We start from the raw sequence: 26,278 nt of genomic DNA, 5'->3' as shown, positions 1-26,278 counted from the left end.
AGGGTGGAGAAGCATGTCCAGATTGATTGTCCCCAGCCTAAGACCCAATCACGAAGGCAACGTGTTGACGATTACCCCGAAATCCGCCGGGTGGCAGTATATCGGCTTTGAAGTCTACACGCTGAAGCCAGGGCAAGTCTTGAAAAAGGAAACGGCTGATCAGGAGGTCTGCCTTGTTCTCCTGGCGGGAATCGCTCATCTCTCTACCAACCGAGAAAGATGGGAGAACATCGGACAGCGGATGAATGTGTTCGAAAAGATTCCCCCCTATTCCGCTTATGTACCTGCCGGAGATTCGTTTTCAATAGAGGCGGTTACGGATCTGGAATTGGCCGTATGCCGCGCGCCGGGCAAGGGAACATACCCTGCCCGGCTACTTGCTCCTGCAGACGTAGGTGTCGAGATCAGGGGAGCTGGAAACATCGAAAGACAGATTCACAACATCCTTCCCGAACAAAAACCGGCGGACAGCTTGCTGGTAGTAGAAGTGTTCACGCCGGAAGGAAACTGGTCCAGTTATCCTCCGCACAAACACGATCAAGACAACCTGCCTGATGAATCCTATCTGGAAGAGACGTATTATCACAAAGTAAATCCCGGTCACGGATTTGCCGTACAACGAGTCTACACGGACGATCGTTCTCTGGATGAAACGCTGATCGTCCAGAACGGCGATACGGTATTGGTGCCCAAGGGTTACCATCCTGTTTCCGCTCCACCTGGTTACGAAGTCTACTACTTGAACGTGATGGCGGGCCCGGTCCGTACCTGGAAGTTTCAGAACGATCCGGATCACGAGTGGGTGATGACCAGTAAACTGGCGGCAAAGTAGTGTGAAAGGAGGGAAAGCGGATGAATCACGTAACGTTTGACGGCGAAAAACCGCTCGATTTTATCGCGATGGGACGCCTGTGTATCGATCTAAACGCCAATGAGATCAATCGCCCGATGGAAGAAACGGTCACCTTCACGAAATATGTGGGGGGCTCACCGGCCAATATTGCGATTGGGCTGTCCAGATTAGGGATGAAGACAGGGTTTATTGGCCGCGTGGCTGATGATCAGATGGGGCGGTTTATCGTCCGCTACCTGCATCAGAACCAAATCGACACCTCCTGCGTCATCACGGATCGGACGGGAAGTGTTACAGGACTTGCTTTCACAGAAATCAAAAGTCCGACCGATTGCAGTATTCTCATGTACCGCGATAATGTAGCCGACTTGAAGCTGGAACCAAAAGATGTTAGCGAGGCCTACATCCAAAAAGCAAAGGCGCTTTTGATTTCAGGCACAGCATTGGCTCACAGCCCATCCCGTGAAGCCGTATTTCTGGCTCTGAATTATGCCAGAAAACACAAGGTAGTCGTCTTCTTTGACATCGACTACCGGCCCTATACGTGGACTTCGCCAGAGGAGACGGCGGTTTACTACAATCTGGCGGCTGAGAAATGCGATGTCATTATTGGAACCCGTGAAGAGTTTGATCTGATGGAATGCTTCGAACAAAATGGAAATCACGATGATCGCTATACAGCGAACAAATGGTTTGACCACTGCGCCAGGATTGTCGTGATCAAACACGGCAAAGATGGCTCCATTGCCTACACGAAAGAGGGAGAAGCCTATAGGGGAACTACCTTTCCGGCCAATGTGATCAAAACATTTGGCGCCGGGGACTCCTACGCTGCAGGGTTTATATACGGACTGATGAACGGGTGGGAGATCCCAAAAGCCATGGAGTACGGTGCAGCCGCCGCTTCTATCGTCATTTCCAGTCACAGTTGCTCAGATGCGATGCCAACAGCACAGCAAATCGACGATTATATGGCGATGTGCAAAAGTAGAAAATGGGTCATGAAATAGGAAAATAGAGGGGGAGAGAGACATGTCTACAGACACGAAAGGGCAAACAGTAAAAAACTTTATCGGCGGCCAATGGATGGTGTCCACTTCCGACAAAATCGAAGCCGTACCAAATCCCGCAACGGGAGAGGTGCTGGCCCATGTATCGATCTCCAACCGAGAAGATTTGGATCGGGCGGTGGAAGCGGCAAAGGAAGCGTTTAAAAGCTGGAGGAAAACGGCTGTTCCGCGGAGAGCGCGCATCCTGTTTAAATACCAACAACTATTGGTTGAACATTGGGAAGAGCTGGCTCGCCTGGTAACCTTGGAGAACGGCAAAAGCTACGGAGAGGCATACGGCGAAGTACAGCGCGGGATTGAATGCGTAGAGTTTGCAGCAGGTGCTCCAACGCTACTGATGGGCAGGCAGCTTCCCGATATTGCCACGAATATTGAATCCGGGATGTACCGTTATCCGGTTGGCGTGGTCGGAGGAATTACGCCATTCAACTTCCCGATGATGGTTCCGTGCTGGATGTTCCCGCTCGCCATCGCTTGCGGAAACACCTTTGTGTTAAAGCCGTCCGAGCGCACCCCCTTATTGGCGAACCGTCTGGCAGCATTATTTCAGGAGGCTGGACTTCCGGATGGAGTACTCAACATCGTTCATGGCGCTCATGATGTGGTAAACGGATTGCTGGAACACCCTGGGGTCAAAGCGATCTCTTTTGTCGGCTCACAACCGGTTGCCGAGTATGTGTATCGTACCGGTGCCGCACGAGGGAAACGTGTTCAAGCATTGGCCGGGGCGAAGAACCATTCGATTGTGATGCCGGACGCAGACCTGGATTTGGCAGTCAAGGAGATCATCAATGCCGCCTATGGTTCAGCCGGTGAGAGATGTATGGCAGCATCTGTTGTGGTACCGGTTGGAGAGATTGCTGAACCCCTGATCGAAAAATTGGTTCAAGCCGCCGACCAGATTACGATCGGAAACGGGTTGGATGAAGGGGTGTTTCTTGGACCGGTGATTCGCGATTCACATAAAGAAAGAACCGTAAAATATATCGAAATCGGGGACCAAGAGGGAGCGCTGTTGATCCGCGATGGACGTAAAGAGGCAGCGGCTGACCGACAAGGTTATTTTGTCGGGCCCACGATTTTCGATCAGGTCACCCCGGATATGACGATCTGGAAGGAGGAAATTTTTGCACCTGTCTTATCGATCGTGCGTGTCCATTCGCTGGATGAAGCAATAGAGGTAACCAACCAGTCACCCTTTGCCAACGGCGCTTGCATCTATACCAAAGATGGCAGCAACGTACGTCAATTCAGGGAAGAAATCGATGCCGGCATGTTGGGAGTAAACCTAGGTGTGCCCGCACCGATGGCCTTCTTCCCGTTCTCGGGATGGAAAAACTCCTTTTACGGCGATCTCCACGCCAACGGACCGGATGGCGTAGAGTTCTACACACGCAAAAAGATGGTGACAGCCCGCTGGTAATTGAGCAGAGAGTACCAGGTTTGCATCAGCTTGGTGCTCTCTCTTCCCTTATAGCTACACATCGTAATTTCGTGGGAAAGGAGAGTGGCGATACATGGCATTGGTTTCCATGAAAGAAATCCTTGGACACGCCCTTGCCGAAACGTATGCCGTGGGTCATTTCAACCTGAATAACCTTGAGTTTGCCCATGCGCTCGGCGTTTCCGTGGAAGCAGAACTGGGCAGAATCGGGGGACAAGAATATGACATCATCGTAGCTGAAGCGGATGCGATGTACGCAATCCCGGAAGAGTGTGCGCGTCTGGTGCGCGAGACAGGGGTTGATTGTCTCGCACCAGCCCTCGGATCGGTCCATGGACCATACAAGGGGGAGCCCAGGCTTGGATTTGCTCAGATGGAGGAGATTCGGCGCTTAACAGGAGTGCCGCTCGTGCTGCACGGCGGTACCGGAATTCCGCTTCCGGATATTCAGCGTGCGATCGCTTTGGGCACGGCCAAGATCAACGTTAATACAGAAAATCAAATCTCCGCCACCAGGGCCATTTGGCAGGTACTGGCGGAACAACCGAAGCTGTATGATCCACGCACCTACCTGGGAGCGGCCAGAGAAGCGATCCAAGACACTGTAAAACAAAAAATGAGAGAGTTTGGTTCTTCAGGACAGGCAGACAAGCTGGTAACCGTGTCAACAGCCTATCAGTAACCAGTTGCCTGGACGTTTCAACACCTGTTTGCATGGCATGAAGCATTGGTCGAACAGCCATTCAAACAGGTGTTTTTCATGCTGCCCTTGTTGTCCAACCGTTACGGGAACGGGAAGAGGTCCCACAGGCCAAGGTTCGGTCGTTCCACCGCTAATCAGCCGCATGCTGCGCTTTCTTGCCAAGGCGAATGGTTAGGGGCGGATACCGGCTGTCTTACACATGGAAATACTCGATTTGCTGCTTTAATGTTTTGGACTGCTCTCGCAAGATCTCTGACGATGCTGCGATTTCTTCCATCACGGCTGTTTGTTCCTGGGTGGAAGCGAACACGCCTTTTGCACCCAGACATATTTTGGAGGCAATGTCAGCTACGTCACGCGCTTCGTGAAAGGCGCTCTGTACTTGATCCGCTTGGTAGGAGACCATGGAAGCGATATGATTCACGGTTTGCGCCACTTTCTCGGCTTCTCCCGCGATCTGTTGGAGGGCCACAGCAGCCGTTTCACCGTGGGCCGATTCCTGCTTGGCCACATCACTTTGCTCCGCTATTTTCTGTACGGTGTTGCTTACTTCGGACTGAATTTGACTGATCAGTTGATTGATATCATGAACAGCCTGAGAACTTTGTCCGGCCAGTTTTTTCACTTCTTCTGCCACAACCGCAAAGCCTTTTCCGTATTCGCCGGCTCTCGCTGCTTCAATGGAAGCATTAAGAGCCAGCAAGTGGGTCTGGTTGGCAAGTTCACCGACAACTCCGGATATTTCGCTTATTTCTTGTGCGTTTCGTTCCAAACACCGGACGACCTCAATCGATTCTTGGCTGGAGGCGGCCAGTTTTTGCATGCCGTCCACTAATGATTGGATCACGCTGGTGTGATCCTCAATCGTTGCCACCATTTGACTTGTCACATTTCGTGCCGTACTAGCTTTTTCATTGATTTCATCCGTGATCTTCGTCATATGCTCGACGGAAGCGTACATCGCTTCTGAAGACTTCGATTGCTGCTCAGCTCCTTGTGCGATATCTTCAATCGTCGCAGTGATCGATTCCACGTGAGAGGCAGCTTGTCCAATCACTGTTCTTAATTCATCCACATGGACATCGGTTGCCATGAAGTTGGTTGAAATGCCATCAATCATTTTTCTTAGATTTTGGATCATCTGAGCAAATGATAGACCGAGTGCTCGCAGTTCATCATCCGATTGATGCGGAATGATCTCAACACGCAAGTTTCCCGCGGAGGCGCTGTTGGCCGCTTCTGTCAGTTGCAGCAGCGGTCGGACGAACCATCTGGCCGCAAGCCATCCCAAGAAACCAGTCCAGAAAACACCCAATGCAAGTGTGATCCAGATGAAGAGCCACTCAGGGATGTAGGGGTTCAACACATCTTGCAACGTAAAGATACAAAACGCACTCGTCCCATAGGTGATAACGGAAACCCCGGTAATGCCCCATACCATTTTCTTAACCACACTATATTTCGGTTTTGCCATCTCGTTCGACCCCATTCTGTTCCCAGCTTGATTTCAAGAAAGATACATGATTTCAATTCAAAGATAACAGAATGCACTGGAAAATGGTGTGATTTTTCTCACACAAGCCTCATCCCACCTATCGCAGTTCCTTCATGAATAGAACCCGATCTTGCCCTCTGCCATCGTAATCAACGGTTACCGGTACGCCATCGATCGCACCATTTCCTGGTTCGATTTCAACTCCCATGCGGGAAATCACTCCCATGCTGCGTGATCATTTTAACGCATGATGCGATGCTAAAATCACTTGCGGTTAGAGGAGGTGATAGCCCTGTTCCCCTAATTGAACCGGCAACCGCTCCTGCAGTTGTTCCAGTCTGTTTACGTATTCGGCATAGAGGGGGCTGATCCGCTTCATCAAAGGGGGAATCTCTTCGTAATACCCGGCTTGGGAGAGAACACGCTTGCTGTCCCGCATCATAGAGGCGAGCTGGGAGAGGGTGTTGGGTTGACTGTGCAAGTGCTCGCGGAGACGGTCAGCGATCGCGGCCAGCTTTTCCGGCGAAGCGGCGAGCAACTCCAAGGCCTGTTTGCGGTTTTGTTCGATCAACTCCTCGATGGTGCTGTCGGACAAGAGGTCAAATAACCCTTCCATCTCTGCAGGCAGCTTAAACCGCTCCAGCTCCCGCAGCTCTCTAATCATCAATAACCTCTGTAGTTCTTCGGTGGTAAAATGCCGATAACCGCTCTCTGTTTCACCGACAGGATGGAGAAGGCCTTGCTCGATATAATAGCAGATCGCCTTCTTGGTCAAGCCAGTACGCTTTGCGATCTCTCCCATCAGCATAAGAAAATCCTTCCTTTCTCAATGAAGTGATACACCTATGCTAAAAGCTTACCCTGTTCCCTCAGGGTACGGTCAAGAGGCAGGCAGCCAACAAGTAAGAAGGCAGTATGCCCATCCGATGGCAGACTGCCTTTTATCGTTACCGTTTCTACTAGTAAAAAGCCTCGTACCCGGGAAGAGAATGATCGTATTCGTGAAGCAACGAAAGAAAATATACGCACGGCTTGAAGTGCAGTGCGAGATGTTCGCCAAACTGGGGGTGAGCGATTGGCGTTTGCGCTCTCTCTATTTTTCCTCCACTCTGCATGGGGCGATGCTGATGATATCGACTTTTCCTGATGATTACCCTGTCAACGAGATAAAACAGAAAATCACACAGCAATTCTGTATCGCGCCTTCACAGAGCTGAGCATTTACGGAGAGGAGCAGTTAGGCAAAGGAACGTTGGCTTGTTTCGACGAACTGCTTTTCCAGTGGTGAGAGCTCATAATGCAGTCGTGTCACCAAATATTTCTCGACATATCGATACGTTGGGGGCAGTTCGAAATAATCTGTAGCCTTGAACTGCTCCGCAATCCTTTTGGAGGTCAGGGTAATTCCCATACCCAGGGAGGCAAGCTGAAGCAACGTTTTCCATTGCTCCTACTTCTGTTGTTGGCCTTGTTCTACGCCGGTAGCAGTATACATTCTTGCTAACATCGCGGAATACAAGCACTACGCTTTTCGGGGGAGAGGAAGAACCCGAAGCGCCCATGCGCCAAGTAGCAATCGCGCATAAAATCCTCGCCAGGGACATAGAAAATGGAACGTTTGCATCTCCAAATTATCATGATGCCATTCGCTTGCATCGACTGAGGTTATCCGACTCGCTGCGATGACAGGAACCAGACAGGTGCTCCATGGCAACAAGCATTAAACCCAATCGATTAGCCGAGGAGAGGTCACCGTATCAGCTCCAACACGCATCATCCCCATTCTACGTTTATATCATCACAGTTGTAATGGATTTTAACATCTCAATCATTCTCGCAATAAAAATCGTAATGATAAAAGGACGCTGATTGACGACACAAACCCATAATCCGTATCCGATAACAGATACAGCCCCAAAAACTGCCGCATCCCGGTAAAGTTTCTTACGAAGCAATCCCAAAACCGGGATACCTATCAAAGGCGCCAGCAGGATGTGAAGCATCAACATGTTCAATTCATCCTCCTTTTGATTCGTTTCTCGAACCTGCGTTTGGCCCATGTTGTCACCAGCAACAAAAAGGGGATCAGCAGAACAAAGAAACTGTCGTATATGAATGTATATTTTACATTCCATTCCCCGTTTTGGATCGGGTTTTCATAGATGGACAGGGCGGTGGCCGACAACAAAATCGTCAAACCCAGAAAGTGAGGCCAGCGGGTTTTGGGACGAAATACTTGACGCAGCGTTTCGTAAGCCCCGTAGATCAGTACCAGCAGCTTGATGAAAATCAGTATCAGCAAAATGACGGAGATGATGGAATGGATGTTGATGATCGCCTCGCCGATCGAAACTTCCTGCACGACCGTATACACCGGAAAAGTAAGCCGGGAAGCCCTTTCCACACCCAATAAACCGATAATCATAAACATGGTCAAGCTGAGCGAAACGGAAGCGGTCAACATACCAAGCAAAATGGGGCGGCCTGCCCCCTGTTTGACCAGCGGGAACAACATCGTGAGCGCAATGGTTTCCATATACGGAAAACCAATAAAGGAGTGGTATTGCAGGATGGCGCCCAGGTCGGAATGGAATACGGGCTGAAGTCTTTCCCAATCCCAATTCACCGTCGCCAGCAACAGAACAAGCCAGAACGGGAAGAACAAAAACGGAGTGATGACCTGATTCAATCGTCCGATCGTTTCCGCTCCGTGAGCGACCGAATAGCAGGCGACAAGCAGAAACATGACATGAAGCATGCTTTTCGGCGTCTCCGGCATGAGGGTTGCATTCATAAAATCGCTTAAATTTCGCAGGACCCATCCGGCCAGATTACAGAAGAAAAGAAAGTACAGGACGGCAACAAATATTCCCAGAGGACGTCCCCACGCATCCATCGGGATTTGCACCAGACTTTTGCCCGGGTAATATCGGAAAAGCAAGATCCAGAACAGACCGACGAGTAAGCCAAAACTTCCTGCCCACATGGGCATGAGCCAGGCATCCTGTCCCGCCTGTGTGACCAGCCGTTGGATCAGCACGAAAAGGGTGGTTCCGAGTATATAGTTGATCGTCAGCAGATAAAACTGGAAGCGGGAAATCATTGGCCTCATCCTGTTCCTTAATAAGGTTGACTTATGCTGACCGTTCTCAACAGCCGGGTGTTTACATGAATCATGACTTCCGCGTTTTTCGCCGCCCTGTCGATGTCCGGATGATTTGGCGTCTGTTTACGCAACAAGTCCCTGATTCTTAGCAGATCCCAGCCCCGCTCCCGTGTCATTTGATAAAAGGCGAGCGACTCGTCTGCTATGATTTGATCCAGTCTGTTCTCAAGCCTCTCCACCTCATTCCGGGAATGCGGGATGAACTCGCTTGCCAAGGCGGTGGACAGTTCGAGGTCCAGGCGGATCTGGAGGACAGGTTGGTCGGATTTCCAAAAGACCTCACGTTTTATGCGAACCAGTCTCAATTCTACGGATACCTGTTTTCCCTCCACCTGAAACCGCCGCACGTGGCGACCTCGATCGCCATTCAGCAAATGATACCAGACCAGTTGTGCATCATTCAGTTTGCCCGCCATGCGGTAATCCCGGAAAACCGCCCCGCCTCCGACGATAAAGTTGTTTTGATTGGCGTCGATATCCGCCGACGTTTCCCCGCTGTTGGAAGAAGGTGACTCCTTCATTCCGGCGATCAACGGCAATACGATCGTATCCGACTTTTCCATCCGTTCAATGACATCATTGACCTTGATATGTTTTCCCACCAGGAGCGAATTGCGGATCAGCAGTTTGAGCCTGGAATCGATCGCGTCAGACGGCACCCGCTCCAGGGGAGTAAATGTTTTCATGACCTGAGATATCGGTCCGTCGACGATCAGCATCGGGACCGACGAGCGGCCGTTGGGTTGCATTTCGATAAAGTTGACAATATCGCGGATGCCTTGTCTGGCGACCCGCTGGGAAACGAGCAACACTTCATAATGGGCGACGAATAATTTGCGGGGCAGCAATTGGTAGACGGTTGATTTGATTTCCCCAAAAGACGATCCGCTGATTTCGTAGGTGTAGACGGGGGCTTGTTCGCCTCCCGGCGTTCCTCTGGCGGAAGTGCCGCTTAACGGGTTGATGATTTGGTAATACACCTTTTTTTTGCCGCTGTCCGGATCGCTGTCCACCCCCACCATGCTGACCAGCGCCAGTTCGTTCATCTCCGTCTTGTCCCAGCAAGCCGTAAGCAGAGTGGTAAACATCATCAGGATGAACAGGCCCGCTGCATACCGGTAGGCCATGTGTGCTCCTCCAAGTTACCTTTTTCTTTTCAGGTTCCGAATATATCCGGGCAGACGGTTCGGATACAGCCAGGGCCGGGGCAGCCGCACCAGCACATCTTTCCAGCCGGCTCCTTTGAACGGCGCGGCGGGGGTCATGTACGGAACGCCAAATGACTTGAGCGACACCAGATGGGCGACCAGAAAGAGAGCGCCGCACAGAATGCCGAATAACCCCATAAAACCGGCCAACAGCAGGAATGAAAAGCGAAGCAGACGTTGGGACATGCCGAAGCTGTAAACCGGAACGACAAAATTGGCGATGCCGGTAACGGCAACGACAATGACAATCGCGGCGGATACAAGACCGGCTTCCACCGCCGCCTGACCCAACACAATTGCCCCCACGATCGAAAGTGCCTGTCCGACCGCCCGGGGCATACGCAGCCCCGCTTCCCGAATGATTTCAAACAAGACTTCCATAATCAACACTTCGAATAAAGCGGGGTAGGGAACCCCTTCCCGCTGGGCGGATAAACTGATCAGCAACTGGGTCGGGATCAGTTCCTGATGAAACGACGTGGCCGCGACATACAAGGAAGGAATGAACACGGACATAATAAAAGAGATCAGCCGAATCCAGCGAACAAAGGTGGCGATATCCGCCCGTTGATAATAATCTTCGGGGGAACTGAAAAACTCAAAAAACGTCATAGGGGCAAGCAGGACGCTGGGCGTCCCGTCCACCATCACGGCCACTTTACCATCCAGCAACTGGGCAGCTACCATATCGGGGCGCTCGCTGTTGGTCAACGTTGGAAAAGGAGAGGTAATCCGGTCCTGGATAAATTCCTCCACATAAGTGCTTTCCAGCACGCTGTCGGTCCGGATGGCCGACAGCCGGTCTCGCACTTCCCGAACCAGCGAATCCGGGGCGAGGTTCTCCATGTACACCATAAGCAAAGTCGTCCCGGTTTGACTGCCAATGTACATCTTTTCAAACCGGAGAAACGGATTGCGGATTCTTTTGCGGACAAGCCCCACATTGGTCAGAATGCTCTCCGTAAACCCTTCATGTGGCCCACGAACAGTCGACTCCGCTTTCGGTTCGTCAATTGGGCGATGCCTGGGTTTGGTCACGTTGATGAGACAAACGCGTTCCCTTGCAAATTCGGTCAGCACGCAATGACCTGCAAGGAGTGCTTTTACGGCATGTCCCCGCAACTCTTCATACGGATCGGAAAAAGAAAATACGTGCAAAAAACCGCTCTCGGTCGAACGGGGCGCTTCCCCTTCGGCAAACGTATTTTTCGTGAACGATTTCAAAATGTAATCATCAATCGTTTTTTTATCGACCATCGATTCCAGATAAACGCACTGCACGGTTTGTTCCTCTTGGACAAACAAGGACCGGCAGACCAAATCCAGCGGAAATCCAAGGGCTGATTGAATATCTCCGAAAAAATCGTTCCGGATCGATTGGTTTTGTTTTCTTCTTGCCATCGACGAACCTCCGGATTGATCAAATCCCATCATCATCTTTATTTTTCCTATTAGGTGGATTTTTATTCCAATGGTAGTCGCTGTTTTTATCATTCACAATCTGCTGTTCCTGCTGCGGTACGGGATCCTGGAAAATCAACCGTCGGTAGTCGGGATGGTGGAAAAAAACGTGGACTCCATGTATCGGGGCAGGATATATGATCACATTGGCTTCGGGTTTGCCCGTTACTCGGTGGATCGGAAGTGGTTGGTGCCTCACTCTGAAAAAGCGCATTGCTCATTGCTGTATGGATCGTTGCCTAAAGACCGACAGGATGCGCGCCTCCTCTGCGACGGTACACACTGATCCGCAAAAGCGTCGCCAACCCGAGATAGCCGAACAGCGGGTACAGAAAGAGCAGTAGTTGGGAGTAGCCAAACAGACAGAAGGCGAAGCTGACGGTAAACAAGGTTACATGAATCGTTCTCTCTTCCAGCGTAAAGATTTCCCGCAGTTGCTCGGTGATGCCGTAGACGTTGGAGATCAGGGTGGTGAAGATCTCGGCATAGAGTACGATGATGAAGAACAAACCCAGATAGTCATTCCACTGCTCCGTGATGAATGCCATCGGGATGTCCATCAGGCGGACATCGTTCCAATGAGATAGCATCGCGATATGGGCCACGATCAGCATGAAACCGAGGCCGAGACCACCTATGATCGCCCCGTTCTTTAAGACCTGCACATTCTTGATCTGATACCCCATCGGAATTAATACGGATTGGGCCATGGCCAGATTAAACGAGACATAGAGAATCGACTCCCAGATAAAGCCGTACTGTGTCGGCAGTTCCTCTGGCATGACAGGAGAGGTTGCTGGGCTGGAAAAGAGGATCAGACAAGAAAATAGCAGCATCGAAGGGACCACGATCGAGTTGACCACGAGCAAGCGGTCCAATCCTTTATTCAGTGCGATCATGCCGAGGCCAATGGTTGCCAAAATGCCGATCAGATAAGGCAGCCTAAACTGTTCTTCGTAAATAGCTCCCGACCCGGCCAGCATCACCGTCGTCACGCCAAGCAGAGTAATGAAGACGATCAGATTGATTACCCGTCCGAACAGGGGCCCAAACATCGCTTTGTTAAACGATTCGTACGATGGGGAACCGATCTCGCGGGCAATTCGCATCATCTTATAGCCTAACCACATGAACAACCCGGTGGTAAGGGCAATCCCTACCGTACCCCAGACACCATAAGAGGTGAAAAAGGCGAGGATTTCCTGGCCGCTGGCAAAACCGGCACCTACGATCGTTCCGATATAGGTAGCAGCCACTTGAATGCTTTTCCCCCAGTCCTGCATCACAACTCTCTCCTTTTCATCCTTCTGGTACTATTTTATGTTTGACTGGACGAGATAGTAATGAAATGTCGGAAAAGAAGAATCGCCCCTCACCACTTACTGGGAGGAGCCATCATTGATATCAGTTTGATAGCGTTGTGTGTTCCTTACAGCAGGAACATGGCGACGATGGTCGTCACCGCAAGTCCAATCCCGACCGGCAGCAGATTGCGCCGGGCCAACTCGAAAGGATCAACCCCGCATATGGCAGCAGCTGGGATCAAGGCCCACGGTATCAGAGTACCGCCACCGACCCAGATCGCTGCTACCTGACCCAATGCCGTTAGCGTGTCAATCCCCGTACCTAATGCAGCAGCAAACAACTGGGCAACTGAGCCTGCCAGGGTAATACCGGAAAATCCGGAGCCATCCAAACCGGTGATCACACCGACGATCGTCAATGTAATCGCCGCGATTTCGTGATTGAGCGGGATTGAGTGAGCCAGCGCGATACCAAGATCATTTACAATTCCTTGCGATCCATCCGGCAGAACTTCGCCAAATACCTTGACAAAGCCGCTGTCACCCATGTAAAAAAAGGCAGCGATCGGAATGACCGGTCCAAACACTTTAAAACCAAACTGGAATCCCTGAATGAGATAACTGGTCGTTTTCTCCAAACCGGCTGACTTGTGCGCCATCATCGCAGACACAAGAAGAATGATCAAAGCCGTACCTCCAACCAGTGCTGTCGCATCTCCTCCCCGCAAGTCCAGTGCGAACATGGCTGCGACGTCTAGCAAAAACAGGATCGGGACGAGCAGGGCCAATACTCTGCGTGCTGAAGAGGAGAGAGGAGTGGCAGGGCCATCGGATACAGGTTGAGGGGAAAGAGAAACGGACTCATCGTTGATTGCCGGGATTAGTTTGCCTTTTTTCATGTCTCGTGTAAGCAGCCAGAACGCTGTTACCGTCGTTACCACACCCATCACGATGACAAGGGGTACACTGGCACTCATCACATCACTGACTGGAATTCCGGCTGCTTTGGCAGTCAGCGTAGGAGCGCCCTGAATCATGTAGTCTCCGGAGAGGGCAATTCCGTGACCGAACAAGTTCATCGCCATCGCCACCCCGAGTGCGGGCAGTCCGACGCGAAGGGCGACCGGCAGCATAACGGCACCGATCAGAGCGACCGCAGGGGACGGCCAGAAGAACCAGGAGATGACCATCATCACGAGTCCGATGATCCAGTAGGCGAGACCAGGGGAGCGGATCAACCGGGTCATCGGTTGGATCATCGTTTGGTTCACTCCTGTTTCCGTCAGCACGTGACTCATCGCCACGATGATGCAAATCACCAAGATAGTAGGCAGCAATTCGGTAATCGCGTAAATAAAACTGCCAAAGATACCGCCAACAGAGGAAACAAGTGATCCGGTCGCGGTAAGACCGAGCAAGGCGATGCCGATTACACAGATCAGACTCGTGTCTCGTCTCGCAATCATCATACCGATGATGAGGAGGACAAAAAGCACATAAACGGCGTGCAGCAGGACAAGCTCAACACCCATGCGAATTCCTCCTTTGTCCATAGAGCAGGTACTGCTCTTTTGCTTAAAGACTATGCGGAGGAGAGAGCAAGAGTGAAAGCAGCCCAACTACTGCCGTCCACATGGATCGTGATTCGTTTTTATTGGGTGGACGCCGACGGGTCCGACCGGTTTGTATTGCTGTAATACAGCAACCGCCACACATCCCACATCATATGGTGAGTGACATGATCCAACTGTTCGGTCCGATTCAGTATCTGGTAGATTCGCTCCATCAAGCGATCGTATTCTTCTGTAGATAATCGAAAATCGGGCATGCGGCAACCTCCTTTCGATTGTCATCATTTGGTATCATTCTGGACGAATCAAGCAGTCTGCATAAGTGACAAGCTGGCATTTTTGCTTGGATTGTGTCAGTATAGGAAGCGAAATCATCCATTCAACCGATCTTTACGGAACGGGAGGGAAGCGCTTCGCGCCACTTCGATGAATGCCAATCCTACGACGCTGCAGGGAAACATTGAGAGAGCTATCCAATTGTTGGAACAACGCTTTTTGGAGCGTGGCGAATTGATCCGCTTGCTTTTTCTGGGGATCATGGGCGGAGAAAACGCCCTTCTGATCGGACCGCCTGGAACAGCCAAATCACAGTTGGCTCGCGCCTTGTCCCAAATGTTTGGTACGGAACATTGGTTCGAGTACCTGTTGACCCGATTTACGACACCTGATGAGATCTTCGGTCCCGTGTCGTTGACACAGTTGAAGCAGGATCAGTATGTGCGAAAAACGGAAGGGTACTTGCCCACGGCCGAATTCGCCTTTCTGGACGAGATTTTTAAAGCAAACAGTGCGATTTTAAACTCGCTGTTGTCTATTCTCAACGAGCGTGTTTTCTTTAACGGACGAGAAAAAGAAGCGGTGCCGCTGTTCTTTCTGATCGCTGCTTCCAATGAATTGCCGGATGAGAATGAGCAGTTGGCGGCGTTATACGACCGCTTTCTGATTCGCTACCAAGTGACCTACTTGAAGCACGCTTCCAGTTATGAGTCGATGTTTCAGTTGCCGACAGAACCGCTCCCTGTGCTGTTCTCACCTGAAGACTTGAAACATGTTCAGCAACGGACAGTACAGGTGACCATTCCTGAAGCATTGATCTATCTGCTGTATCGTCTGAAGCAAGACATGGAGGAAAAAGAATACGATCTCTCCGATAGGCGCTGGCGCAAGATCGGTTCGATCTGGAAGACGTCCGCTGTATTAAATGGGCGCGAAACCGTCTCGATCTGGGATACGGTATATACGCCCCACATGTTGTGGGACGATCCGGAAGACGGGGCGATCCTGCACGAGCTGTTTGACCGCCACTTCACGGAAGCATTAAAAGCTGAGGTGAGGAACGAATTGCCGCTTGACCGATATGAGCAGGTGACCCAGCGCTGGATCGAGCAGGAAAGTGAACTGCACGCCTTTCAGTTTAAAAAGGAAGTTGGCGCCAAACTTGGCCAAGAGGCGACGGAGCGGTACCGAAGTATGCTGGAGCAGTGTCGCGCTGAAGTAGAGGAAGCAGCGCGCGCCCTTCGTACCCAGCTGCAGCAATGGCAGCAAGCGGAGCAAGATATCACTGGCTATATCCTGGGCAAAAACTTTCTGATCCACAACCTGCAGAAGTATGCCGTCAAATACAGTCACCTGCGAATCGAAGGGGAACGATTGCTGCAGATGCTGCAGGGCATTTACCGTACCATCTTCGATCGGGAGATTCCCGGTGTGGAGTACGACTACACGCTGTAAAACATCAGGAGGCAGATTGATGATGATCCGCTGCAATCGTGTCGACCGGTACGTCTTTGACGCTTACTTCCGTTCGTCCAGGGTAGCCCGCGAATGGATGGAAGAAGCGAAGCTGCGGGCTGCCTGGTTTGAGCGCGAATTGCTTGCTGATTTTTTTCTTTGTTTCTACCTGGAAAAGCCGCAGATCGATGAGACAGCGGAGGCGACACCGTTTCATCGCTGGATCGTCCGCAGCCTCATGAAGCAGTACTTTTACCAAATGATTCACCCGCGAACGATTGGCCATGAAAGTGCCGCGTTTAAAACGGCGATCAAGGCACTGATGTGGCTGTCAGAGACTTATGCAGCGGAAACGAAACGACGTGAGCAGGAAGCGGCACCCATGCTGACTGGCATCCAGTCAAAGACAGGCCAAGCAGATGATACGGGAACAATGGTAAGCCAACACTTGACGGAAAACCAGATCGAGCGCTTGCGGTTGGTTGGCTACACGCTGCAGCACGGCAAACGGGTAGTGGAAGAGAAGCAAGAGGCGAGAGATACCAGGCCACTCGTAGAAGCGGAAATCCGCTCGCTCAAGGAGAAGATCGAAACGCTGCAAATGGAAATGCGCACCCAATATACCAAACGAGCAAAGCTGCAGCAGAAGGCCAAAAAATGGCAAGACGAGTTGGAACAGCGGGAGAAGCAGCGTGAACGACTGCTAAAACAAGAAAAACAGGTGATGCAGGAACTGGAGACAGAATTAGGGCAGTGGCTCGAACAGTCGCTGCGACAGACACTGTCAGACGAAGCTGAGGAGAGCTTGTTTGTACAGGAGTTGATCGAGGCCAGTCTGCGCTTTGCCAGCCCCCGGTGGGGCACCGAATTGGGTCGGCTGCGTCGGCAGCAGCTTGAAAAGTATCTGGAATGGGTGAACAAATTAAAAAAGCACCCGGAGCTTTTGCAATTTTTGCAGGAGGTGGGCCGCAACGTTCATCATTTCCGTCTCAAACGAAGAGAGCGGCGCAGCAGAGAGCTGCCTGAGGAGTATTACGATTTGCGCCAGTCCGGCGACATCTCCCATCTGCTGCCCAGTGAAGCGGTGCTGTTGGCCGATCCGGACTACGAGTACTACTTTGCATTAAAGTGGTTGGAACAAAAGCTGCTGACCTACGATACACTGGGCTGGGTCGAACAACCGCCTAAAGGGCCGGTAATCTGCATGCTTGATACCTCTCATTCCATGCGTGGCGGGAAGCTGCGATTAGCGCAAATCTTCGTGATGACCTTTGCCGCCATCTGTCTGTTGGAACGTCGTGATTTTCTGCTGCTGCTGTTCGGCGCAAAAGGGGAGCTGCGCGAACAGCAGCTGTACTACAAGCGGCCCGATTGGCAGGCGTTTTATGACCTGGCACGGATGGCTTACGGAGGCGGCACTCATTTCGATGCCCCGATCAAGCGCGGGATCCAGCTGATTGGAGAGAACCGCAGCTTTCAGGCCGCTGATTTTGTCATGGTCACAGACGGGATTGGCCGCATATCCCCATCAGTGCAAGATGAATTGGCGGGGCTGGCTATAGACAAACAAATCCGTCTATTTACCCTGTTGATTGGCTCTGTGCGACAACATTTGGCCCATTCGTACGATATCCTGGGTGTTTCCCATCAGATTCGTTTTGCCGCTAGTTGGGAGACGCAGGAGGAGCCCAATACGCAGCTGCTGCTCGATGTATTTCAATAATGATGTACGAAAAAGCTCGCCTTTCCCTTGAGAAGGCGAGCTTTTGTTTATCCAACCCAGGATAGGGCTGTTTTACCGAACTCCAATTCAGCAAACTTCTCCAACACACGTTCTCGCTCATAGGACCAGACGGCCTGCGCACTGTCCAGTTCCACCGGAGCGTCCCGGAAAATGGTTGCTAGTCGACGGCTGGTGTATATGAGTTCGCGATGCTCCTCCAGTTTGCTGCGCCAGCGAGGTGGGACCGCATCAATCTGTTCATACAGGACATCCAGATTCCCGTATTCTTGAATCAGTTTGATAGCGGTTTTTTCACCAATCCCCGGACATCCAGGGATGCAGTCGGAAGGATCTCCCTGCAGTGCCTTTACATCGACAACCTGTTCCGGAGTAATTCCTCTCATTTCGTGCAAACTGAAGGGAGTGAAATGTTCGTGCTTACCTCCGTTTTTCAGGATCTTTACACTGATCCGGTCACTTACCAACTGCAGGGTGTCGTAGTCACCGCTGACTATCGTGATGGAATGCCCTTCCTGTGCAAAACGCTCGCCAAGTGTGCCCAGCACGTCGTCTCCCTCATAACCAGGTACACCGACGTTGGGAACATCAAAGGCAGCGGTCAGTTCTTTGACCAGGTCAAACTGGGGCAATAGTTCAGCAGGCGGATCAACGCGGTTTGCCTTGTATCCGGGAAACCATTGACTGCGCACAAGCGACTCCCTTGAGGCTACGTCCCAAGCTACGGCTAGATGTGATGGCTGCACCATGTCAGCGTACTGCAGCATCATTCGGGTAAAACCATAAACGGCGTTGGTGTAGAGGCCAGTTGAGGTTTGACGTACGGAGCCTGTCCAGGAAGAGGCGTAAAAAGCACGAAACAATAGACTCATCCCGTCGATTAACAAAAACGTATCACGATTCATTTCGACGTACTCCTTTCGTTCCATTGCACAATGCGTTCATTATACCATGGATCGACGGAAAGCCTGCAGGAACCTTAACAAAAATTGCTTGAGTCGATCGGGAATTGAAACATCAAAACGAGGGATGATAGTATTACGGAGCCGCCAATCAAGGCTCCAACAACTCTCGGTCTCAGACGGTGAGAAGCAAATAGCTGACGGTTCAATTCCGTCCCGGGAGAAAAAACGCTGAAGGAGGAATCGTAATGGCTAACAACGGAGGCGGCAACAACAACCAACTGTTAGTTCCTCAGGCTAACCAAGCTCTTGACCAACTGAAGTATGAGATCGCCCAAGAGTTCGGTGTTCAGCTTGGCGCTGACACGACTTCGCGTCAGAACGGTTCGGTGGGTGGAGAGATTACCAAGCGTCTGGTGAGCTTCGCCGAACAACAACTGGCCCGCCAGTAAGCAACTGAATAAATGGATGCGTGAGGAAGGCACAATTGGGTGCCTTCCTTCACATTATAGCCGGATTTGCTGGCTGTGAAGACATTGCATGGAATTGTGCCGTGCTCACCCGTATCATGCAGTAGACCGTTAAGAATAGTAGTAGTACAAATAATCCGCACCAAAAGTGGAATGATCTTGTTTATTATGCCGGGGCGGTTTGGAAAAGACTTGATGTTTCTTACCGTGGCGCTTATTCTGCTTGACTCTTTGCTGTTGCTTTTGTACCGTTTCGGTTTCGCTTGACTCCGACACATGCTTTTGCACATCCCGGACAGACTTGTTTCCTTCCTTTGCCCATTTTTTGATGATCCAGTCCAGATTTCGCTGTCTGTACAAAAGCATTTTTTTGATCTTCTGTCTGTTCTCGTAGTCCAAAATCGACGCGGGTACCGCATCAATTGCGGCTTCAATGTCACGCGAGGGGATCCTCTGGATTTGCTTGATGTACGGTACCAGCTGCCGGTAATTGCGGACATAGGACAAGAGACCTCGCACGTAGTGACGATTGTACCTCCATACATTAGTCCAGTATGACGAGTTCCAGGGTCGCTTCCGCCATTTTAACGCACCGTCGAGTGCCAACCCGTGATCGATCAGGTAAAACCCGTACCGCTTGCCACGCGGGAATGTAATCAGATTGCCGCCATGTCGGTCCACATTACAGATCCAGACGTCAAACACAAACGTACGTAAAAGCTGCTCAGGATGGTCGAGATGATGGATCGCCGATCCTTTCATTCGATGCAGTCGATTCCAGCTATACAAATGGCGTGCAGGCCTGGCAATGGAAACAACTCCTCTGCGACCACGAATCTTTGCCAGCTCAACATTTGCCACGTTCAGATCAATCAGTTTGGCCAGTCGATAGGAGATCAGTTCATTGGCAATCAAGTTTCCTACGTATTTTCTGTTTCGGCGGGTGGGAAACTTGAAGTACCCAGTCTGTTTATGATTGTGATGCGTTCGGCGTACGACCCAGACAGGCCCCAGTTTTCTAACTAGCTTGCGTACCGGTCTCCAGCTTTTGGTAGTCATTCTGTATTCGATTCCTCCTTACCTTCCGGATTAAGGTCGGACCTGGAACATACCTACGTTTGCCATCCCCCGACAAATGATGCTCCGGGACTGCTATTCCCTAGTATGCTATTCATTTGTGTGCTGTCGGCTAGAGCGAATCACCCAGTCTTATCGTGGAATTTTTGTGCATTGTCTCTATATCCGGGCTGCAATCTCGTAAACGGATGACTAGACAGGACACCAGCTTACGAGTAATAGTCTATTTCTTTTAGAATTGGTGCAAACGTTTATGGCGCGATGCTGATCGGCACATATACATGCAGTACAGCTGCTCCTACAGGACATTTGGAGAGAGGGGAAAGAGCAAATGGAAGAAGATTGCACATTGATTACGTATCTGGAGTCTATGGTAGGGAAGGTTTTGCGCGTATACGAGTCGGGCCTGGAGCCGAAACATGTCAGACTAATCGCAGTAAAAGGTAGTTGCATCGTCGTTGACGCCGATCAAGACGGCCTTATGTATTACAACATGGAACACATCAAGTTCGTATGTGAAGATTTCAATGAGACGTATCCTCCTACTGATAGGAGAGAAGGTTACGACGATGGATTACCCGATTCACCTAGTTTCAATGAGGTACTAGTGATTCTAAAGCATCAACCTGTCCGAGTTGATCAGGGAGGACCGAAATCTCAATCCGGTCGTATTCTGAAAATTGGAGAAGATTTCTTCGCTCTGCACACCGGAGAGGATGGCGTCGTGTATTACAAGACCGCTCACGTAAAGAGTCTCAGCCAGGATAAAACCTATAGCTTCCATATGGACGAGGACCCTGAGTTTGTTGACGCGGAGACTTTTGTAGAACTACTTGAGAACTTGCAGAACTGTTGGGTAACAATCAATCAGGGAGGATCGGAAGCGGTCGAGGGGTTGCTGATGGAGGTACAAGACGACCATGTGACAGTGATGGACAACCAGAAAGTCTTCCGGATCGCTATCCTGCACATTCGCAACATTGCGGCAGTGGACGAAAAAGAAAATAGTGGGGAGTCGATGGGAGAAGAAGATGGCGAGGAGATGGCTGCGAAAGAGAACCGGCTGCGAGGAAGGAGATCCTCTAAAAAAATAACGGTTGCGATTCAACCGCAGAAAAAAGTGTGGGTACCCAAGCGCCCTGCGTACAGTACAAAAAAAGTTGTTCGAATCGCTGAAAAGCGGTTCCTGAAGCAGAGCAGCAAATGGTCACCGAGAGTGGCGAAAGCAGTGGTACGGAAATCGAAGCCAGTGATCAGAAACAGGAGGATGGCAGCTTCTCGCGTAAGTTCTCGTGTGAATTCCCGTATGAATTCTCGTATGAACTCGCTCCTTCATCCTCAGATTCAAGTTATCAAAGTGGACGCTAAAGGCATGAAGGTAGTGAGAACAATCCAACGAAGCACATAAGCGGTGAGGTGTTTGGCAGGATCGTACTGGAAATCATCAGTATCATCCCTCGCTATGTCTTGATCGTTATGGATCGTTTATGGTGCACTGCTCGTCGCTGGTGTCAGTGCACCTAATCGACTCCGAGAATCCGACCAATATGGACTCTGTGGGTCATCTTTTGAAAGGAGGACTGCTATGAGCCATTTCAAGCATTACTTGGGAAAGCCAATCATTTTGGCATTGCCGGGAAAAAACCAGTGTGAAGGAGTCTTGATGGATTACGGCTTGGACATTTTGGTGATCTACGACGGCCAACAGTTCCTCTACATTCCCGTGCACCAGTTGCATCATTTTCGACCAAGTCCTCGCACGGATGTCCAGATGGAACACCCCCAGGTGCCCCCCTTGGATACGCACAGCGACAAAATCTCACTTCGCAATATTCTCAATCATGCCAAGGGCAGATTTATTCAAATTTACGTGACGGGTGGTCAACCGATTCATGGCTACATCACCAGCATGTTAAACAACTATTTTGTCTTTTACTCTCCGGTATACCAAACAATGTTTGTCTCATTACAACATCTAAAGTGGTTGATCCCCTACGCTCACAATAAGACACCGTACACGCTGGGCCTGGATCGACTGCCTGTACACCCAACCACTTACGTTTTGCCCCGCACATTTGAAGAACAGGTAAAAAAACGAGAGGGACAAATGGTAGTGTTTGATCTGGGCGATCATCCAAACAAAGTGGGGCTCCTGCAAAAAACAGATCAGAATATGGTCGGAGTAGTTGCAGGTGATGGTACAACCACATACTGGAATCTCCAACATCTGAACATCATGCATCTGCCTTAGGAGTCCCACTGACTTGGAGGATCTTTCGCATAAGCCCTTCTTCTAAATACAATTGTTTTAGCGGAAAGGAGCGGTCCTGCCGCTACAACGGCTTTCCTCGAAGATGGGAAGTCGTATTCTTCCAGACTCGGCGCATCGTCCGCCGTGCTTCAGCGCTCAGCGACGCGTTAGAGTTCCGTAAAAACCGCCGGATCGGCAATACCCGAAAGCGTGGTTTTCCCTTTACAACCCGTTGATGAACCCATGTTGGAATATAATTGACATGTGTGATGGACACCTCGCCCTGATCGTTTTTCTGGATGTTGATATTGAGAATGACGCCGCTATCCGCATGGATGTTGTTTAGCATGCGATCGGAAATAAAGTTGCCGAGCGAGTAAATGACGAACTTCTTCTTCAAGCCTGGACCGGTTCCGCTTGTGTGTTGGAAGGCCATTGGCTGCAGCACGTGAGGATGGGCACCGAGGATAATGTCCGCACCCTGCTGAAACATGGTTTTCACCAGCGACCGTTGCGAAGCATTGGGGTACCTTTTGAACTCCTGCCCGAAGTGCAAAGCAACGATAATCACGTCAACCTTTGGGCGAAGCGCTTTTAGATCCCTGAGAATCTTGGGCTTTTGAATTCGATTTACCAGCCATGGCTTTGATTGGGGGACCGGGATGCGGTTGGTGCCGTAGGTATAGGCAAGGATGCCAAATTTGATTCCTTTTACTATTTTGATCAAAGGAGTCTGGGCTGCCTGCCGGTTGCGAAACGTTCCTGTATGGGGCAAATGGTGCCGGTCCAGCACATGAAGCGTCCTGACTAACCCTCGCACACCTCGGTCCATACAGTGGTTGTTGGCCGTAGTCAGAACGTTGAAACCCACTCTTTTTAAGGCAGCGGCCAACTCATCCGGACAGTTGAACATCGGCCAGCCTGTCTTGGGATTGCGCCGCTCGTACTGCGACTCTCGACCGGAGAGGGTCGTCTCCAGGTTGCCGATTGTCAGATCAGCCGACCGCAAATAAGGAGCTACTGCTCCAAACATGTTGTCAAACGAGTATCGATTGCTATTCCCCACCCGCGCAGAGGCAATCTGTCTTCTCCACATCAAGATGTCGCCAACTGCAGCAATTTTTACTCGTGTCGTCATCAGATAACCACCCCTCTACCCTCTTTCCAGCAGTCTATTCATCCGTCCCAAAAAAGGTTTGGGTGATCGCAAAAGTCGACATTCGTCCAAACAAGCTGTCAGCTGCATACATAGAATGTTTATTAGATCTGCGCACTAGAAAAGACAGCAGAAGGGTGGGGAACCCATATGCCGGGGATACTCGGGAATAAAAGACCGATCATCGCGGTCACAGGGAGCGCCGGTAAAACGACGACAAAAGAGATGGTCGCTGCCATACTGAGCGCACGCAATAAAATATTTAAAAGCGTCCGCAACAAAAACACCTGGGTCAATACTCGCGCTTACAAAAAACAGATCAACGCTTCCCATCGCGCTGTTGTACTGGAGTATGGGATGCTGCGTGCCGGACAGATTAAAAAACACTGTCAGATGATTCAGCCCAACATCGGCGTGGTTACCAACGTTGGCACGGCTCATATCGGGAACTTTGGAGGCAGCATTCGCGGCATTGCGAGAGCCAAATCAGAGTTAATCCAGCATATGAGACCACGTGGAGTGTTGTTCCTCAATGCAGATGATGTCAACTCGCGCATGCTGTTAACCAAGGGATTCAAAGGGAGAATCTTTAAAGTCGGCATCAACAATCCCGCCCAGTTCAAAGCGTTTCATATTCGTGAAGAGGGTAACGGGGTCTCCTTTGATCTGAAGCTGAGGGGCCAGGTTCATACGTTTCACGTTCCGCTTCCTGGCCGCCACAATGTCTATAACGCACTGTTTGCGATTGCGATTGCCCACTGTCTGGGCTACCCGGTCTCCGCCATGCAGAGGGGATTAAGAAGATTTGCACGGCCACAGCGACGCTTAAGCACGTTCCGCGGCAGAGACGGAATCGTGATCATTGATGACACCTTTAGCGCCAATCCCAATGCCGTAAGAGCAGCCATTGACGTACTACAGCAAAATAAGGGGCCAAAAATTGCCGTGCTGGGTGCCATGCTGGAGATGGGGAAGTACCATGTGAGGGGGCATAAGGGCGTTGGTCGCTACATTGCTAAAAAAGGAATCGATTACCTGTTTACCTTTGGGAAGAATGCTGCTCTGATCGGGAAGGGCGCAGTGGAGGCAGGGTTTCCTGCCGCAAAAGTGATTCACTGCAATACGAGAGAGGTGCTGCATCGCAAGCTGTTGCAAAAGATCCAGGCTAACAGCTCCATCCTCGTCAAAGGTTCTCATAAAGTGAAGATGAATCTGACTGCCGCATTTTTGCGGAAACGCTTTGCAAGACAAAAGAGTAACTGACGCTTCCAATCCTGACTGGAAGCTTTTTTTTTTTCGGGTAGGAGGGTGCAAACGCACAAGCGGCTGGAGCGGACGATCATAAGGTAGTAATGACCATGCAAATACCTTGCTGATCTCAAACCGAAGGGAGCAGACGGTACATGAAGAGGAGAGATCTAAAAAGAGTATTGAGGGAAAACCCTCAGTTTGCGGCTTGGCTCAGGCAGGACGCAAACCGAGTGAAGGAGGTTCGCACCAAACCAGAAGAAATCACAAATATGATCAACAAATGGAAGCAATCGACGTCCGGGCGCCGCTCCTCCGCGCTTGACTTTGAAGAGATATCACGCAAAACAAAACGGGCATCCGACGTGCTGGGCAAGGTGCAAAACTTTATGAATTCGATTGCCGATTACGCAAAAGAGCAGGATTCGAACAAATGAAACCATCTGTTTAGGGGAAGGTACCGTCCACAGAATGAGACGGTGCTTTTTATTTTTGTCAATCGGACAAGTTAATTTTTTCATTGATTTTTGAAAGAATAAGGAATATAATCATAAACAATCAAGAAACAATCAAAAACAGTCACAAAAAATCATATAACGACAGAAAGTGATCAATAACAATCATGACGTGGTGAGGGATGAGCGTGATTTATGGAGAAGAGCGAAAGGCCCAAATCCTTGAGTACGTGAACCGGCATTCACGTGCTTCCGTTCAGGAACTGACCAGTTCCTTTGGAGTCTCGGAGTCGACCATCCGCCGCGACTTGCAGGAGTTGGAAGACGCAAAACTGCTGCGCAGGACGCATGGCGGAGCGGTATCGTTGCAAAGTGTCACATTTGAGCCGACTTTTGGTGAAAAGGAAGAAGCCTATCGCAAGGAAAAAGAGGCAATTGCCCGTAAAGCGGTTTCTTTTATAGAAGAAGGAGATACCATCCTCTTGGACTCGGGGACGACTACCTTTTTCATCGTGAAAGAACTGAAAGCGTTCACACGTTTAACCGTTGTGACCAATTCTGTGATGTTTGCCCAGGAACTGCAGAACCAACCGGGCATCGAATTGCTGCTGGCAGGTGGATCGCTGCGAAAAGAGACGCTGGCACTAGTCGGTCCTCTCACCGAACAAGCCTTGCAGATGGTTCGCGTCGACAAGGCATTTATCGCTACCAACGGGTTGGATCTGGAGGAAGGGTTGACAACCCCCAATCTCGTGGAGGCCGCAACTAAAAAACAAATGATAAAAATAGCCAAGGAGGTCATTCTAGTAACAGATCACAGCAAACTAGGGAAGGTCGCGTTTGCAAAAGTGGCTGAACTCGCCGATATCGATAGGTGCATCATCGACAATAACGCACCGCTCAGTACGATCAGGGAGCTGGAGCGTTCCGGGATCGATGTGCATGTTGTACAACCAGAGGAGGAGTAGCAGC

25 protein-coding genes and 1 pseudogene are annotated in these 26,278 nt (G+C 50.6%); 13 read left to right on the top strand and 13 right to left on the bottom strand.

Annotated features, from left to right (window positions below):
- Nucleotides 1-13: 13 nt before the first annotated feature.
- From iolB to LOK74_RS09355, 4 genes and pseudogenes are all read left to right on the top strand, one after another.
- Nucleotides 14-832, top strand: a complete 819-nt coding sequence (gene iolB, locus LOK74_RS09370; protein ID WP_230046371.1) for a 5-deoxy-glucuronate isomerase — start codon at nucleotides 14-16, stop codon at nucleotides 830-832.
- A 20-nt stretch (nucleotides 833-852) separates the two neighbouring features.
- Entirely contained in the window at nucleotides 853-1,863 is a 1,011-nt protein-coding gene (gene iolC, locus LOK74_RS09365; protein WP_230046370.1) for a 5-dehydro-2-deoxygluconokinase, read from the top strand.
- A gap of 22 nt (nucleotides 1,864-1,885) precedes the next feature.
- A complete protein-coding gene (locus LOK74_RS09360) occupies nucleotides 1,886-3,346 on the top strand; it encodes a CoA-acylating methylmalonate-semialdehyde dehydrogenase (RefSeq protein WP_230046369.1) in 1,461 nt (486 codons plus the stop codon).
- Nucleotides 3,347-3,521: 175 nt separating this feature from the next.
- Nucleotides 3,522-4,049: pseudogene (locus LOK74_RS09355) on the top strand (class II fructose-bisphosphate aldolase); the annotation flags it as partial.
- A gap of 214 nt (nucleotides 4,050-4,263) precedes the next feature.
- On the opposite strand, the gene LOK74_RS09350 reads toward LOK74_RS09355, so the two are convergent.
- Together LOK74_RS09350 and LOK74_RS09345 are read right to left on the bottom strand one after the other, a co-directional pair.
- Complete coding sequence (locus LOK74_RS09350; RefSeq protein WP_230046367.1) at nucleotides 4,264-5,544, bottom strand: methyl-accepting chemotaxis protein; 1,281 nt, start codon at nucleotides 5,542-5,544, stop codon at nucleotides 4,264-4,266.
- 295 nt (nucleotides 5,545-5,839) lie between these two features.
- Nucleotides 5,840-6,373, bottom strand: a complete 534-nt coding sequence (locus LOK74_RS09345; RefSeq protein ID WP_230046366.1) for a helix-turn-helix domain-containing protein — start codon at nucleotides 6,371-6,373, stop codon at nucleotides 5,840-5,842.
- Between the two features lie 193 nt (nucleotides 6,374-6,566).
- Here LOK74_RS09345 and LOK74_RS09340 point away from each other — a divergent pair, with 193 nt between their 5' ends.
- Nucleotides 6,567-6,782 carry a hypothetical protein gene (locus LOK74_RS09340; RefSeq protein WP_230046365.1) on the top strand — a complete coding sequence of 72 codons (216 nt, stop codon included), beginning with the start codon at nucleotides 6,567-6,569 and terminating at the stop codon, nucleotides 6,780-6,782.
- Between the two features lie 20 nt (nucleotides 6,783-6,802).
- Here LOK74_RS09340 and LOK74_RS09335 read toward each other — a convergent pair whose 3' ends face one another.
- From LOK74_RS09335 to LOK74_RS09300, 8 genes are all read right to left on the bottom strand, one after another.
- Nucleotides 6,803-7,000, bottom strand: a complete 198-nt coding sequence (locus LOK74_RS09335) for a substrate-binding domain-containing protein (protein WP_230046364.1) — start codon at nucleotides 6,998-7,000, stop codon at nucleotides 6,803-6,805.
- Between the two features lie 355 nt (nucleotides 7,001-7,355).
- Nucleotides 7,356-7,574 carry a hypothetical protein gene (locus tag LOK74_RS09330; protein WP_230046956.1) on the bottom strand — a complete coding sequence of 73 codons (219 nt, stop codon included), beginning with the start codon at nucleotides 7,572-7,574 and terminating at the stop codon, nucleotides 7,356-7,358.
- 2 nt (nucleotides 7,575-7,576) lie between these two features.
- Nucleotides 7,577-8,668, bottom strand: coding sequence for a GerAB/ArcD/ProY family transporter (locus tag LOK74_RS09325; protein WP_230046363.1), 1,092 nt, complete (start codon nucleotides 8,666-8,668; stop codon nucleotides 7,577-7,579).
- Between the two features lie 17 nt (nucleotides 8,669-8,685).
- A complete protein-coding gene (locus tag LOK74_RS09320; RefSeq protein WP_230046362.1) occupies nucleotides 8,686-9,858 on the bottom strand; it encodes a Ger(x)C family spore germination protein in 1,173 nt (390 codons plus the stop codon).
- Between the two features lie 15 nt (nucleotides 9,859-9,873).
- Nucleotides 9,874-11,340, bottom strand: coding sequence for a spore germination protein (locus LOK74_RS09315; protein ID WP_230046361.1), 1,467 nt, complete (start codon nucleotides 11,338-11,340; stop codon nucleotides 9,874-9,876).
- A 299-nt stretch (nucleotides 11,341-11,639) separates the two neighbouring features.
- Nucleotides 11,640-12,683 (bottom strand): YkvI family membrane protein, encoded by a 1,044-nt coding sequence (locus LOK74_RS09310; protein ID WP_230046360.1) that lies wholly within the window; start codon nucleotides 12,681-12,683, stop codon nucleotides 11,640-11,642.
- A gap of 146 nt (nucleotides 12,684-12,829) precedes the next feature.
- Complete coding sequence (locus LOK74_RS09305; protein WP_230046359.1) at nucleotides 12,830-14,236, bottom strand: hypothetical protein; 1,407 nt, start codon at nucleotides 14,234-14,236, stop codon at nucleotides 12,830-12,832.
- 119 nt (nucleotides 14,237-14,355) lie between these two features.
- The gene (locus tag LOK74_RS09300; protein WP_230046358.1) at nucleotides 14,356-14,532 is read right to left on the bottom strand and encodes a hypothetical protein; all 177 of its coding nucleotides are present in this window, start codon (nucleotides 14,530-14,532) and stop codon (nucleotides 14,356-14,358) included.
- Nucleotides 14,533-14,701: 169 nt separating this feature from the next.
- Here LOK74_RS09300 and LOK74_RS09295 point away from each other — a divergent pair, with 169 nt between their 5' ends.
- Both LOK74_RS09295 and LOK74_RS09290 read left to right on the top strand, forming a co-directional pair.
- A complete protein-coding gene (locus LOK74_RS09295) occupies nucleotides 14,702-16,006 on the top strand; it encodes an AAA family ATPase (RefSeq protein ID WP_230046955.1) in 1,305 nt (434 codons plus the stop codon).
- 19 nt (nucleotides 16,007-16,025) lie between these two features.
- Nucleotides 16,026-17,729: a hypothetical protein gene (locus LOK74_RS09290; protein WP_230046357.1), complete on the top strand. Its 1,704-nt coding sequence runs from the start codon at nucleotides 16,026-16,028 to the stop codon at nucleotides 17,727-17,729.
- A gap of 47 nt (nucleotides 17,730-17,776) precedes the next feature.
- Here the strand turns inward: LOK74_RS09290 and LOK74_RS09285 are convergent, their stop codons facing one another.
- Entirely contained in the window at nucleotides 17,777-18,652 is an 876-nt protein-coding gene (locus LOK74_RS09285; RefSeq protein WP_230046356.1) for a 5'-3' exonuclease, read from the bottom strand.
- Nucleotides 18,653-18,897: 245 nt separating this feature from the next.
- Between LOK74_RS09285 and LOK74_RS09280 the strand changes: the two genes are divergently transcribed.
- Complete coding sequence (locus LOK74_RS09280; protein WP_230046355.1) at nucleotides 18,898-19,101, top strand: alpha/beta-type small acid-soluble spore protein; 204 nt, start codon at nucleotides 18,898-18,900, stop codon at nucleotides 19,099-19,101.
- A 129-nt stretch (nucleotides 19,102-19,230) separates the two neighbouring features.
- Here the strand turns inward: LOK74_RS09280 and LOK74_RS09275 are convergent, their stop codons facing one another.
- Nucleotides 19,231-20,178, bottom strand: a complete 948-nt coding sequence (locus LOK74_RS09275) for a HipA domain-containing protein (protein ID WP_230046354.1) — start codon at nucleotides 20,176-20,178, stop codon at nucleotides 19,231-19,233.
- A gap of 349 nt (nucleotides 20,179-20,527) precedes the next feature.
- Here LOK74_RS09275 and LOK74_RS09270 point away from each other — a divergent pair, with 349 nt between their 5' ends.
- Nucleotides 20,528-21,604 (top strand): hypothetical protein, encoded by a 1,077-nt coding sequence (locus tag LOK74_RS09270; protein WP_230046353.1) that lies wholly within the window; start codon nucleotides 20,528-20,530, stop codon nucleotides 21,602-21,604.
- 177 nt (nucleotides 21,605-21,781) lie between these two features.
- Nucleotides 21,782-22,447 (top strand): DUF2642 domain-containing protein, encoded by a 666-nt coding sequence (locus tag LOK74_RS09265; protein WP_230046352.1) that lies wholly within the window; start codon nucleotides 21,782-21,784, stop codon nucleotides 22,445-22,447.
- An 82-nt stretch (nucleotides 22,448-22,529) separates the two neighbouring features.
- Here the strand turns inward: LOK74_RS09265 and LOK74_RS09260 are convergent, their stop codons facing one another.
- Nucleotides 22,530-23,585 carry a CapA family protein gene (locus LOK74_RS09260; protein WP_230046351.1) on the bottom strand — a complete coding sequence of 352 codons (1,056 nt, stop codon included), beginning with the start codon at nucleotides 23,583-23,585 and terminating at the stop codon, nucleotides 22,530-22,532.
- A 168-nt stretch (nucleotides 23,586-23,753) separates the two neighbouring features.
- On the opposite strand from LOK74_RS09260, the gene LOK74_RS09255 reads away from it, so the two are divergent.
- From LOK74_RS09255 to LOK74_RS09245, 3 genes are all read left to right on the top strand, one after another.
- Nucleotides 23,754-24,866: a UDP-N-acetylmuramoyl-tripeptide--D-alanyl-D-alanine ligase gene (locus LOK74_RS09255; RefSeq protein WP_230046350.1), complete on the top strand. Its 1,113-nt coding sequence runs from the start codon at nucleotides 23,754-23,756 to the stop codon at nucleotides 24,864-24,866.
- Between the two features lie 218 nt (nucleotides 24,867-25,084).
- Entirely contained in the window at nucleotides 25,085-25,288 is a 204-nt protein-coding gene (locus LOK74_RS09250; RefSeq protein ID WP_230046349.1) for a hypothetical protein, read from the top strand.
- 200 nt (nucleotides 25,289-25,488) lie between these two features.
- A complete protein-coding gene (locus tag LOK74_RS09245) occupies nucleotides 25,489-26,274 on the top strand; it encodes a DeoR/GlpR family DNA-binding transcription regulator (RefSeq protein ID WP_338148650.1) in 786 nt (261 codons plus the stop codon).
- Nucleotides 26,275-26,278 lie beyond the last annotated feature (4 nt).

It is taken from the genome of Brevibacillus humidisoli, from assembly GCF_020923435.1.
GTDB classification, from domain to species: Bacteria; Bacillota; Bacilli; order Brevibacillales; family Brevibacillaceae; genus Brevibacillus_E; species Brevibacillus_E humidisoli.
This window is presented reverse-complemented; position numbering and strand designations above follow the sequence as displayed.

Bases quoted from the DNA above. Each gene is read 5' to 3' on its own strand.
- iolB (WP_230046371.1), top strand. From the start codon at position 14: ATGTCCAGATTGATTGTCCCCAGCCTAAGACCCAATCACGAAGGCAAC.
- iolC (WP_230046370.1), top strand. From the start codon at position 853: ATGAATCACGTAACGTTTGACGGCGAAAAACCGCTCGATTTTATCGCG.
- LOK74_RS09360 (WP_230046369.1), top strand. From the start codon at position 1,886: ATGTCTACAGACACGAAAGGGCAAACAGTAAAAAACTTTATCGGCGGC.
- LOK74_RS09350 (WP_230046367.1), bottom strand. From the start codon at position 5,544: ATGGCAAAACCGAAATATAGTGTGGTTAAGAAAATGGTATGGGGCATT.
- LOK74_RS09345 (WP_230046366.1), bottom strand. From the start codon at position 6,373: ATGCTGATGGGAGAGATCGCAAAGCGTACTGGCTTGACCAAGAAGGCG.
- LOK74_RS09330 (WP_230046956.1), bottom strand. From the start codon at position 7,574: ATGTTGATGCTTCACATCCTGCTGGCGCCTTTGATAGGTATCCCGGTT.
- LOK74_RS09325 (WP_230046363.1), bottom strand. From the start codon at position 8,668: ATGATTTCCCGCTTCCAGTTTTATCTGCTGACGATCAACTATATACTC.
- LOK74_RS09320 (WP_230046362.1), bottom strand. From the start codon at position 9,858: ATGGCCTACCGGTATGCAGCGGGCCTGTTCATCCTGATGATGTTTACC.
- LOK74_RS09315 (WP_230046361.1), bottom strand. From the start codon at position 11,340: ATGGCAAGAAGAAAACAAAACCAATCGATCCGGAACGATTTTTTCGGA.
- LOK74_RS09310 (WP_230046360.1), bottom strand. From the start codon at position 12,683: ATGCAGGACTGGGGGAAAAGCATTCAAGTGGCTGCTACCTATATCGGA.
- LOK74_RS09305 (WP_230046359.1), bottom strand. From the start codon at position 14,236: ATGGGTGTTGAGCTTGTCCTGCTGCACGCCGTTTATGTGCTTTTTGTC.
- LOK74_RS09300 (WP_230046358.1), bottom strand. From the start codon at position 14,532: ATGCCCGATTTTCGATTATCTACAGAAGAATACGATCGCTTGATGGAG.
- LOK74_RS09295 (WP_230046955.1), top strand. From the start codon at position 14,702: ATGAATGCCAATCCTACGACGCTGCAGGGAAACATTGAGAGAGCTATC.
- LOK74_RS09290 (WP_230046357.1), top strand. From the start codon at position 16,026: ATGATGATCCGCTGCAATCGTGTCGACCGGTACGTCTTTGACGCTTAC.
- LOK74_RS09285 (WP_230046356.1), bottom strand. From the start codon at position 18,652: ATGAATCGTGATACGTTTTTGTTAATCGACGGGATGAGTCTATTGTTT.
- LOK74_RS09280 (WP_230046355.1), top strand. From the start codon at position 18,898: ATGGCTAACAACGGAGGCGGCAACAACAACCAACTGTTAGTTCCTCAG.
- LOK74_RS09275 (WP_230046354.1), bottom strand. From the start codon at position 20,178: ATGACTACCAAAAGCTGGAGACCGGTACGCAAGCTAGTTAGAAAACTG.
- LOK74_RS09270 (WP_230046353.1), top strand. From the start codon at position 20,528: ATGGAAGAAGATTGCACATTGATTACGTATCTGGAGTCTATGGTAGGG.
- LOK74_RS09265 (WP_230046352.1), top strand. From the start codon at position 21,782: ATGAGCCATTTCAAGCATTACTTGGGAAAGCCAATCATTTTGGCATTG.
- LOK74_RS09260 (WP_230046351.1), bottom strand. From the start codon at position 23,585: ATGACGACACGAGTAAAAATTGCTGCAGTTGGCGACATCTTGATGTGG.
- LOK74_RS09255 (WP_230046350.1), top strand. From the start codon at position 23,754: ATGCCGGGGATACTCGGGAATAAAAGACCGATCATCGCGGTCACAGGG.
- LOK74_RS09245 (WP_338148650.1), top strand. From the start codon at position 25,489: ATGAGCGTGATTTATGGAGAAGAGCGAAAGGCCCAAATCCTTGAGTAC.